This is a genomic window from Aeromonas sp. s5 (genome assembly GCF_040907865.1).
GTDB lineage: Bacteria > Pseudomonadota > Gammaproteobacteria > Enterobacterales > Aeromonadaceae > Aeromonas > Aeromonas dhakensis.
Window position 1 is genome coordinate 103,843 of the sequence record NZ_JBFOCO010000014.1, and the last position, 10,216, is coordinate 114,058.

At 64.5% G+C, this 10,216-nt stretch carries 9 protein-coding genes; 6 read left to right on the forward strand and 3 right to left on the reverse strand.

The features are described from left to right. The first annotated feature begins 1 nt into the window (after nt 1). The 3 genes from AB5Y94_RS09845 to AB5Y94_RS09855 are packed head-to-tail and all read left to right on the forward strand — an operon-like array spanning nt 2 to nt 4,874. Nucleotides 2-1,072: an ATP-binding SpoIIE family protein phosphatase gene (locus AB5Y94_RS09845; RefSeq protein WP_043170671.1), complete on the forward strand. Its 1,071-nt coding sequence runs from the start codon at nt 2-4 to the stop codon at nt 1,070-1,072. Continuing rightward, nucleotides 1,073-3,733 (forward strand): response regulator, encoded by a 2,661-nt coding sequence (locus tag AB5Y94_RS09850; RefSeq protein WP_201882109.1) that lies wholly within the window; start codon nt 1,073-1,075, stop codon nt 3,731-3,733. Then, on the forward strand, nt 3,672-4,874 hold the full coding sequence (locus AB5Y94_RS09855) for an HD-GYP domain-containing protein (protein ID WP_019840512.1): 1,203 nt from the start codon (nt 3,672-3,674) through the stop codon (nt 4,872-4,874). The genes AB5Y94_RS09850 and AB5Y94_RS09855 overlap by 62 nt, the downstream gene beginning before the upstream one ends. Here AB5Y94_RS09855 and AB5Y94_RS09860 read toward each other — a convergent pair. Then, nucleotides 4,871-5,545, reverse strand: a complete 675-nt coding sequence (locus AB5Y94_RS09860; RefSeq protein WP_201882110.1) for an adenine nucleotide alpha hydrolase — start codon at nt 5,543-5,545, stop codon at nt 4,871-4,873. The two genes, AB5Y94_RS09855 and AB5Y94_RS09860, sit on opposite strands and share 4 nt — an antisense overlap. 232 nt (nt 5,546-5,777) lie before the next feature. Here AB5Y94_RS09860 and AB5Y94_RS09865 point away from each other — a divergent pair, with 232 nt between their 5' ends. From AB5Y94_RS09865 to AB5Y94_RS09875, 3 genes are all read left to right on the forward strand, one after another. Further along, nucleotides 5,778-7,094: an MFS transporter gene (locus AB5Y94_RS09865; protein WP_005308131.1), complete on the forward strand. Its 1,317-nt coding sequence runs from the start codon at nt 5,778-5,780 to the stop codon at nt 7,092-7,094. A gap of 135 nt (nt 7,095-7,229) precedes the next feature. Next, nucleotides 7,230-7,946, forward strand: a complete 717-nt coding sequence (locus AB5Y94_RS09870; RefSeq protein ID WP_167385282.1) for a MarC family NAAT transporter — start codon at nt 7,230-7,232, stop codon at nt 7,944-7,946. A 160-nt stretch (nt 7,947-8,106) separates the two neighbouring features. Further along, entirely contained in the window at nt 8,107-8,310 is a 204-nt protein-coding gene (locus AB5Y94_RS09875; protein ID WP_005308127.1) for a hypothetical protein, read from the forward strand. 120 nt (nt 8,311-8,430) lie between these two features. On the opposite strand, the gene tldD is transcribed toward AB5Y94_RS09875, so the two are convergent. Further along, nucleotides 8,431-9,879 carry a metalloprotease TldD gene (gene tldD, locus AB5Y94_RS09880; protein ID WP_368205425.1) on the reverse strand — a complete coding sequence of 483 codons (1,449 nt, stop codon included), beginning with the start codon at nt 9,877-9,879 and terminating at the stop codon, nt 8,431-8,433. Nucleotides 9,880-10,030: 151 nt separating this feature from the next. Further along, nucleotides 10,031-10,216: nitrilase-related carbon-nitrogen hydrolase (locus AB5Y94_RS09885; RefSeq protein ID WP_368205426.1), on the reverse strand; the 186-nt coding region annotated here is incomplete at its 5' end.

Genomic DNA, 10,216 nt, shown 5'->3' on the forward strand with positions numbered 1-10,216 from the left:
CATGGAGCAGGAGCTGAGCACCCAGCAGGCCCGCTACCCATTGCGTCACGACATCGATCTGCACCTGACGGTGATGGCGGTGCGTCGCCTCCCCTTCATCGCCGACCTCTCCGAGGTGGATCGCACCATGCTCTCCACCGTGGTCTCCGAGCTTGGCAGCAACATCCTGAAGTATGCCGAACGGGGGGAGATCACCCTCACCCTCCACCATCCCAGAGGGCGCCCCTGCATCGACATCATCGCCCGCGATCAGGGCCCCGGCATCCCCGACATACATCAAGCCATGCAAGAGCACTACAGCACCTCGGGTACCCTGGGGCTGGGTCTGCCCGGCGTGCAGCGCATGATGTCTGAACTCACCATCAGCACCCCGCCGGAGGGGGGTACCCTGGTACAGGCCCGCAAGTGGCTGGGTGCGGCCCCCGTGGAGCCAAGGCCGGTTTCTCCCCTCTCGTGCACGGGGCAGCAGCATGCCGGCCTTGGCCTGGCATGGGCCAGCGAGAACCGCCCCTGCTACCCGGAGCGGGTCTCCGGCGATCTGGCGTTCATCCGGCCGGGGCCCGAGGGGGTGTCGCTGGTCCTGATCGACGTGAGCGGTCACGGCGCCTCTGCCAACCAGCTGGTACAGATATTGGAGGCGACGTTGCAGCAGACCCGTGAACAGGAACCCGCCCGTCTGCTGCAACTGCTGCACCAGCGCTGCATCGGTACCCGGGGCGCCGCCGCCGGCGTGGCGCTGGTCAACGGCGAGCGGGGTGAGCTGAGCTATGCCGGCATCGGCAATACTCGCATCTGTCTGCGCGGTCACGACCCCTGGCGCGGCATCTCCCGCGACGGGGTGCTGGGAGAGCGTTTCCCCACCCCCCTGCTGCAGCGCCAGCCCCTCGTCGCCGGAGACGTGGTGATGCTCTACTCGGACGGCATCAGCGAATCCCTCAACCTGCGCGACGGCGCACTGGATCTTGCCGCCGAGCCCGCCACGCTGGCCCACCAGGTCATCGCCCACAGCGGCCGCAGCACCGACGATGCCAGCTGCATCGTGTTGCGCGTGCTGCCGGCAGAGGAGAAGTAGATGCGGCAACTGATCGGTGAAACCCTGTTGTCCGGCCCTGCGGCGGCCCTCACCGCCCGGCGCAAGGTGATCCAGGTGCTCACCTGCCTCGACAAATCGCCGACCTTCGTTGCCCCGCTGGCAGGGGCAACCTCAGAGCTGGTGCGCCAGCTGATGACGACCTCGGATCCACTGCAACTGCAGCTGTGGCTGGAACCAGAGGCGCAGGAGCTATGGCTCACCCTCACGGCCGATGTCCCGCTCTCCCCCGCCCCTGCCGACATGCATCCGGGCAGCATCCGGCTGGAGGTGCACGCCGACAATCTCCTCGCCCTGGTCTGCCGGTTGCCGCACTGGCCAGATGCCGGGCGGCAACAACAGATGCAGCAGCAGTTCGCCGAACCGACTCGGGAAGAGCTGTTTGCAGTGATGCAGGCCAAGAACCAGGAGCTGGAGCAGGCCTATGAACTGGCGGAGAGCGCGACCCGGGCCAAAAGCGAATTTCTCGCCAACATGAGCCACGAGATCCGCACCCCCATGAACGCCATCCTCGGCATGTCCCACCTCGCCCTGCAGACCCGGCTCGATCCGCAGCAGCTCGACTATGTCAGCAAGATCCAGCGTGCCGCGCAGCACCTGCTCGGCATCATCAACGACATCCTGGATTTCTCGAAGATCGAGGCGGGCAAGCTGGATCTGGAACGGATCGAGTTCGATCTCGACCACGTGCTGGAAAACCTCGCCACCCTGGTGGGTGAAAAGGCAGAAGCCAAGGGCATAGAGCTGTTGTTCGAGGTCGACCACCAGCTCGACACCCTGCTCTATGGCGATCCCCTGCGTCTCGGCCAGATCCTCATCAACTACGCCAACAACGCGGTCAAGTTCACCGAGCAGGGAGAGATCCTGGTCAAGGTCCGCTGTCTGGAGAAGCTGCCGCAGGAGGTGCTGCTGCACTGCTCGGTGCAGGATACCGGGATCGGCATGAGCCAGGAGCAGCAGCAGCGGCTGTTCCAGTCCTTCCAGCAGGCGGACAGCTCCACCACCCGCAAGTACGGCGGCACCGGGCTTGGCCTTGCCATTTGCCGCAAGCTGGCGGGCCTGATGGGGGGCGAGGTGGGCGTGCAGAGCGAGCCGGGCCAGGGCAGCACCTTCTGGTTCACCGCCAGGCTCGGCCGCGGCAGGCGCAGATCCCGCTATCTGCCGAGCCTGGATCTACGCGGCCGCCGCATGCTGGTGGCCGACGACAGCGCCAGTGCCCGTACCATACTGGCCGCCCTGCTGCGCGGCATGAGCTTTGTGGTGGACACTGCAGAGTCCGGCCAACAAGCCCTGCAGATGATCGCGGATGCCGAGCAGCAGGGAACCCCCTATGAGGTGGTGCTGCTGGACTGGCGCATGCCGGGACTGGACGGCATCGAGACGGGGCGTCGTCTCATCGCCCGAGGTGCGGGCCGGCGCCCCTACCGGGTCATGGTGACCGGCTACGGGCGCGAGGAGATCTTTCGCGAGGCCGATGCTGCCGGTTTTGATCGGGTACTGGTCAAGCCGGTCTGCGCCTCCGTGCTGTTCGATACCGTCATCGGCCTGTTCGGGCAACAGGCCGCGACCCTCTCCTTCAAGCATCAGGCGACCCATCACTATCGCTTCGACGGTCTGCGGATCCTGCTGGCGGAAGACAACGAGCTCAATCAACAGGTGGCGCTGGAGCTGCTGCAGGCGGTCGGCGCCAAAGTGAGCGTGGCCAGCAATGGTGCCATCGCCCTGGATATGGCGACCAAGGCCCTCTACGACCTGATCCTGATGGACATGCAAATGCCGGTGATGGATGGGCTGGCCGCCACCCGGCAACTGCGCCAGCAGGAGGGAACCGGGCAACACATTCCGATCCTGGCGATGACCGCCAACGTCATGGCCGGCGATCGCGAGCGCTGCCTCGCCGCCGGCATGGACGATCACATCGCCAAGCCTATCGATCCCGACAAGCTCTATGACGCCCTGCAACGCTGGGCAACCTCCTTCAGCCGCGAGGTCGGGGCCAGATTCAAAACGTCGCAACCGCCCCCGGCATCGTCGTTGCTGCCACAGCTGTGCGAGCTCGGGCTCAATGCCGAGCGGGCCTTGCAGCGGCTGATGAACAACTGGGGCTGGTATCAGGATCTGCTGCTGCGCTTCGCCCAGCAGGGTACGCAACCCATGGCAAGCCTGCTGACCGCTTTGCAGGCAGACGAACGGGAAGAGGCACACCGGCATGCCCATACCCTCAAGGGAATAGCGGCCACCCTGGGCGCCGAATCATTGCAGGAGATCGCGGCCACACTGGAAAACGCCATCACCCGGGGCGACGAGGCTGCCGCTCTGCTGCCACTGGTAGAACAGGGGCTGCAACTGCAAGCACAACTGGCGCAGGGGCTGCTGCAGTTGCTGCCAGACGAAGTACCCGAGCAGCCAGAACAGGAGAAGATCGATACCGCTCCCCTGCTGAACCGGCTCACCGGGCTGCTGCTGGAGGATGATGCCGAAGCCTTCACCCTGTTTCAGCGCCATCAGGCCCGGCTCACTCCCCTGCTGGGGGAGAGAGCGCCAGCCATCGGTGAGGCCATGAGCCGTTTTCGTTTCGACGATGCACTGGCTCATCTGCAACAAGTCCGGGCCCTCAGACCCGATCTGTTCAACCAAGAGTGAGGGCACCATCATGCTCAACTTGCTGGATCCAGATACCAAACCCACCCTGCTGGTGGTCGACGACACGCCGGAGAACCTCTCCCTGCTCAGCGCCCTGCTCAGCCCCCACTATCGGGTCAAGATAGCCATCAGCGGCCAGCGGGCGCTGGAGATCCTATCGACCGGCCCCCGGGTGGACTTGATCCTGCTCGACGTGGTGATGCCCCAGATGGATGGCTACCAGGTGATGCAGGCACTGCAGGAGATGCCGCAGGCGCGGGAGATCCCGGTGATCTTCCTGACCGCCCAGGTGGAGGAGAGCGCGGAGGCGCACGGCCTGGCACTCGGGGCCGTCGACTACATCCACAAGCCGATCTCCCCCGCCATCGTGCTGGCCAGGGTCAGAAACCACCTGGAGCTGAAAACAGCGCGGGATCTGCTGCACGATCAGAACGCCTATCTGGAGCAGGAGGTGGAGCGGCGCACCCGGGAGAACGAGCTGATCCAGAACATCACCATCCACTCACTCGCCTCGCTGGCCGAAACCCGCGACAACGAGACCGGCAACCACATATTGCGTACCCAGCACTATGTGCGGCTGCTGGCGGAGACCCTCTGCGATCACCCCCGCTTCCATGCCGAGCTGACCCCCAAGACCATAGATCTGCTGTTCAAGTCGGCCCCCCTGCACGACATCGGCAAGGTCGGCGTACCGGACCGCATCCTGCTCAAACCCGGCAAGCTGGATGAAGAGGAGTTTGCCCAGATGAAGCACCACTCCATCCTCGGCAAGGAGGCCATCGTCCACGCCGAGGAGGCGCTCGGGGTGGAGGTGGAATTCCTGCGGCTGGCCAAGGAGATCGCCTGCTACCACCACGAGAAGTGGGACGGCACCGGTTATCCCTACGGTCTGATCGGCGACGAGATCCCCCTCTCGGCCCGGCTGATGGCGCTGGCCGACGTGTACGACGCCCTCATCAGCAAGCGCTGCTACAAGGCCGCCATGTCCCACCAGGAGGTGGTGCCCATCATACTGGCGGGGCGGGGCAACCACTTCGACCCCGACATCACGGACGCCTTTGCCTCCATCCACCAGCAGTTCCACGAGATCGCCCTGCGCTACAACGACGACAAGGGCGAGCGGGAGGCCAACCGCGACTAGGTGGTGGCGGGCAGCAGATCGGTGAAGACGAAGCCGTCCCGCTCCACCGTCTCGCCGGTCCGGATGGCCAGCGGTTGGCGGAACATGGGGCCATCCCAGGCCAGGGTATGAAACTCGCCGTTCTCGCCGCACGGGTCCACCCCGTCGGGCAGCGCCGCCAGCAAGGCCGCATCAAACTCATGCCCGCCGAGGGTGGCAGGCAGCTTGCGCGGATCCAGGGTGCTGATCCTGGCCCTGAGCCCTGCCGCCATCATCTGGTGCGCCAGCTCGCCTGTCTTGCTGCCCCACAGCGGAAACAACGGCGTGATCCCCGTCCCCGCCAGCTGCCGCTCCCGATAGGCACGCACGTCTTCGAGAAAGAGATCGCCGAACGCCATGTGGCGGATCCCTTGCGCCACCACGTCGGCGATGAAGTCGGTCATGATGCGGGCGTAATCCTCATTGCTGCAGGGCCAGGGCAGGTCGATGGTGGTCAGCGGCAATCCCACGCACTCGGCCTGCGCCAGCAGCAACTGCTTGCGCACCCCGTGCATGGCCACCCGCTCGAACGCCTGGTTGAGGGTGGTGAACAGCCCCACCACCTCGATGGCAGGATCCTGCCGCAATGTGTGCAGCGCCCAGGCGCTGTCCTTGCCGCTGCTCCAGGAGAGCAGCACCTTGGTCTTCGTCATGATATCTCCAGCAATCCGGTGGCCGGGCACTGGCGGCCAGCCGGCACACCTTGGTTGTCATTCGCCCCGGGCGCGGTGCCCACCCTCGCCTTGCTGCACCAAAAAGCTGCAAGACAGTGTTGCGAATTGTGCGATTTACAGGTCGGGATGCAAAAGCATACCCTCGGTAGTGAGCGTGTCCCCTGCAAGGATGGGGAACAATAACTAAAAAGACGATGGGAAACATAAGGATATGACGACAGTCACGCAAGCTTACGACCACAGCCGTCCCCTCAACCGACAGGACTACAAGACCCTGAGCCTGGCAGCGCTGGGCGGTGCCCTCGAATTTTACGACTTCATCATCTTCGTCTTCTTCGCCGTGGTGATCGGCGAGCTCTTCTTCCCCGCCGACATTCCCGAGTGGTTGCGCCAGTTCCAGACCTTCGGCATCTTCGCCGCCGGCTATCTGGCCCGTCCGCTGGGCGGCATCATCATGGCTCACTTTGGCGATCTCATCGGCCGCAAGCGGATGTTCACCCTGAGCATCATCATGATGGCGCTGCCCACCCTGCTGATCGGCCTGCTGCCCACCTACGCCGTGCTTGGCATCGCCGCCCCCCTGCTGTTGCTGCTGCTGCGGATCCTGCAAGGGGCCGCCATCGGGGGTGAAGTGCCCGGCGCCTGGGTGTTCGTCGCGGAGCACGTACCCGCCCGCCGGATCGGGGTCGCCTGCGGCACCCTCACCGCGGGATTGACGGCCGGCATCCTGCTCGGCTCCCTAGTGGCCACCGCCATCAACCGCGGCATGAGCCCGAGCGAGGTGAGCGACTGGGGCTGGCGTCTGGCCTTCGTGCTTGGCGGGGTGTTCGGCATCGTCGCCATGTACCTGCGCCGCTGGCTGCACGAGACCCCGGTCTTTGCCGAGATGCAGGCCAACAAGGCGCTGGCGGAAGAGCTGCCGCTCAAGACGGTGCTGCGCAGCCACAAGAGCAGCGTCGTGATTTCCATGCTGCTCACCTGGCTGCTCTCCGCCGGCATAGTGGTGGTGATCCTGATGACCCCCACCTACCTGCAGAAGGTGCACGGCATCAGCCCGGCCGATGCACTGACCGCCAACTCGCTGGCCATTCTGGCCCTGACGCTGGGTTGCATCGTCTATGGCCGGCTCATCGATGCCCTCGGCAGCGGCCCCACCTTCATGCTGGGCTCATTGCTGCTGGCCGGCGCCAGCTACGCCTTCTATCACGGGCTGGCGAGTGACACCAGCCAGCTGGTGCCGCTCTATGTCCTGGCCGGTTTCGCGGTGGGGATCGTCGGCGCCGTGCCCTACGTCATGGTCAACGCCTTCCCGGCGGTGGTGCGCTTCTCCGGGTTGTCGTTCTCCTACAACGTGGCCTACGCCATCTTCGGCGGCCTCACCCCCATGCTGGTGACCCTGTGGATGAAGAGCGACATGCTGGCCCCCTCCCACTATGTGGTCAGCCTGTCGGTGCTGGGCTTTGCCATCGGCCTGTGGCTCTGGCTGCAGCAGCGCAGTCAGCGCCAGAGCGCGCCACAGGCCGCCTGAATCCTCCCGAGCCCCGCCCAGTGCGGGGATTTTTTCATATGGCTGGTGTTCAGCCCGACCGACATAAGATAGCCTCCCTCTCGGGCCCCTCGATGGCCCGGGACACTCCTCCACCCTAGTCATCCGAGGTTCATGATGTTCTTTCAGGTCGTATTTCTCGCCTTGCTGGCGCTGCTGCCCATGGTCAACCCGCCCACCACGGCCACCCTGCTGCTGGGGCTGAGCAAGGGGATGTCGCGCGAACACGTGCGCCGCCAGATCAACCTGGCCGCCATCTATCTGTTTGCCACCCTCTGCGTCAGCTTCTTCATCGGCTCCTCCATCCTGGATCTGTTCGGGATCTCCATTCCTGGCCTGCGCCTGGCCGGCGGTCTCATCATCGCCTTCATCGGCTTTCGCATGCTGTTCCCGGCCCCCAGCCAGGCGGACGGGGTCGACATCAACCAGAGCATCGCCTTCGTGCCGCTCACCATGCCCAGCATGTGCGGGCCCGGCACCATGGCGTTGGTGATCAGCGGCGCCGCCCAGATCGCCGAGCTGCCGGACGAATACAACCGCTTCACCATCTATGCCGCCATGGTCACCGCCTTCGCCCTGATGAGCCTGCTCAGCTGGGGCGTGCTCAAGCTGGCGGATCCGGTCTGCAAGATCCTGGGCGCCACCGGCATCGACGCCATGACCCGGATCATGGGCTTCTTGCTGGTCTGCATGGGTATGCAGTTCTGCATCAACGGCATCAAGGAGGTGGCCCAGGATCCGGTGTTCCACAGTGCGCCGACGGTACAAATGGCACCCGCGTTGCCACACGTATCCGGCACCCTTGATCAACTGCAGGATCCGCGCCAGCCCTGACTGAAAACGGTGTCATAAATGCGCAAAAATCGGCGCTGATCTTGCGCCTGATCATGTTGCTGACACACAAATGAGTTAGTTTGTTTTTTATACAGATTCGATTCAGAGTGTGCTTGGTAGGTTTGTGGATGGACACCCACTCACTTCAGGAGATGTGCAAATGGAAAAGATGCTGACCGAGATTGGAAGCTACAGCCTGTTTCATGAATATCTGAACGTGGTCGGTGCCGCCAGCCCCGCTCTGACCCGGATCAAGAGCCGGTGGGAGTACAAACAGAGCGATCGTCTGGTTGCCCAGATCAGGGTCGACCAACAAGGCAATGCGCGCTTCTTCATCGACGCCCGCGCCATTTCAGTCAACTGACCGAGCCCCGTATCTGCAGCCCCGGCCCTTGCCGGGGCTTTTTGTTTCCCATGATCCCGGATAGCAAAACCCCGGCACCTGGCCGGGGTTTGGCGATCACGGGAGTGCCGCTCACTGCCCTTACTGGGTGCCGCCCACGGTGAGCTGATCCAGCTTGAGGGTGGGCTGGCCGACACCGACCGGCACGCTTTGCCCCTCCTTGCCGCAGACCCCGACCCCGCGATCCAGCGCGAGATCCTTGCCAACCATGGAGACCTGGCTCATCGCCTCGGGGCCGTTGCCGATCAGGGTCGCCCCCTTGATGGGCGCGGTGATCTTGCCATCCTCGATGAGGTAGGCCTCGGAGGCGGAGAAGACAAACTTGCCAGAGGTGATGTCCACCTGACCGCCGCCGAAGTTGGGGGCATAGATCCCCTTCTTCACCGAGGCGATGATCTCGGCCGGGTCGTACTGACCCGCCAGCATGTAGGTGTTGGTCATGCGCGGCATCGGCAGGGCCGCGTAGGATTCGCGCCGGCCGTTGCCAGTGAGCGGCACGCCCATCAGACGGGCGTTCTGCTTGTCCTGCAGATAGCCCTTGAGAATGCCGTTCTCGATCAGCACGTTGTAGCCGCCCGGTGTCCCCTCGTCGTCGATGGAGACGGAGCCGCGCCGACCCGGCAGGGTGCCGTCATCGACTATGGTGCAGTGTTTGGAGGCCACCTGCTCACCGATGCGGCCGGCAAAGGCAGAGGAACCCTTGCGGTTGAAATCCCCCTCCAGACCGTGGCCCACCGCCTCGTGCAGCAGCACGCCGGGCCAGCCGGCACCGAGCACCACCGGCATGGTGCCGGCCGGCGCATCGATGGCATCGAGGTTGACCAGCGCCTGGCGCACCGCCTCGCGCACATAGCCAAACGCCCGGCTCTCCAGCCCGTCCAGTTCGAGGAAATAGTCGTAGCCGAAGCGGCCACCACCACCGGCACTGCCGCGTTCGCGACGCTCGCCCTTTTCGGCGATGACGGTCACCGAGAGGCGCACCAGCGGACGCACGTCGGCGGCCAGGGTGCCGTCGGTGGCGGCCACCAGCACCTCTTCATAGACACCGCTGATGGAGGCCATCACCTGATTGATGGCGGGATCCAGGCTTCTGGCGAACTTGTCCATCTGCTCCAGCAGGGCGATCTTCTGCTGCTTGTCGAGGGTCTGCAGCGGATCCAGCGCCGGGTAGAGCAGGTTTGCCGAGGTTCTGGCCCACACCTTCACCTGGCCCTGCGCACCGGCGGCCGCGATGCCACGGGCGGCGGTCACCGACTGTTGCAGCGCCAGCAGGCTCAGCTCGTCCGAGTAGGCGAAGCCGGTCTTCTCGCCGCTGACCGCGCGCACCCCGACCCCCTGATCGATGTTGTAACTGCCATCCTTGACGATGCCGTCCTCCAGCATCCAGGACTCGTGCCAGCTGCGCTGGAAATAGAGGTCGCCGAACTCCACCTGATGGCTCATCAGGCTGCCGAGCAACTGCTGCAGGCGCCCTTCGTCGAGATCGTTCGGGGCCAACAGGGAGGCACTAACCTGGCTCAATAGACTCAATCTTTCTCTCCACTCTCGATGCGAGATGTCGTAACGGTTAAATCCCCAACCCTGGGTTCGCTTGGCGAAACGTCAGCGGACGTCCAACCCACCATCGGGGGTTTGCAAGCGTCCGATCCCCTGCCACAGGGCGAATCGAACCTGCACATGTTCATAGCAGACGGGCATGGCCCAGCACCGGCATGGTACGTTGCAGTTCGTCCATAAGATCAGTATCCAGCGGCGCCAGCACGGTGCCGCGCCCGCTGTCCAGGCTGGCCAGCACCCGGCCCCAGGGGTCGATCACCATGCTGTGCCCCCAGGTCTGGCGCCCCGTCTCGTGGTGGCCGCCCTGATT

What these genes read in the sequence shown, in the direction of transcription:
- AB5Y94_RS09845 (WP_043170671.1), top strand. Translation starts at nt 2, where the DNA reads ATGGAGCAGGAGCTGAGCACCCAGCAGGCCCGCTACCCATTGCGTCAC.
- AB5Y94_RS09850 (WP_201882109.1), top strand. Translation starts at nt 1,073, where the DNA reads ATGCGGCAACTGATCGGTGAAACCCTGTTGTCCGGCCCTGCGGCGGCC.
- AB5Y94_RS09855 (WP_019840512.1), top strand. Translation starts at nt 3,672, where the DNA reads ATGCACTGGCTCATCTGCAACAAGTCCGGGCCCTCAGACCCGATCTGT.
- AB5Y94_RS09860 (WP_201882110.1), bottom strand. Translation starts at nt 5,545, where the DNA reads ATGACGAAGACCAAGGTGCTGCTCTCCTGGAGCAGCGGCAAGGACAGC.
- AB5Y94_RS09865 (WP_005308131.1), top strand. Translation starts at nt 5,778, where the DNA reads ATGACGACAGTCACGCAAGCTTACGACCACAGCCGTCCCCTCAACCGA.
- AB5Y94_RS09870 (WP_167385282.1), top strand. Translation starts at nt 7,230, where the DNA reads ATGTTCTTTCAGGTCGTATTTCTCGCCTTGCTGGCGCTGCTGCCCATG.
- AB5Y94_RS09875 (WP_005308127.1), top strand. Translation starts at nt 8,107, where the DNA reads ATGGAAAAGATGCTGACCGAGATTGGAAGCTACAGCCTGTTTCATGAA.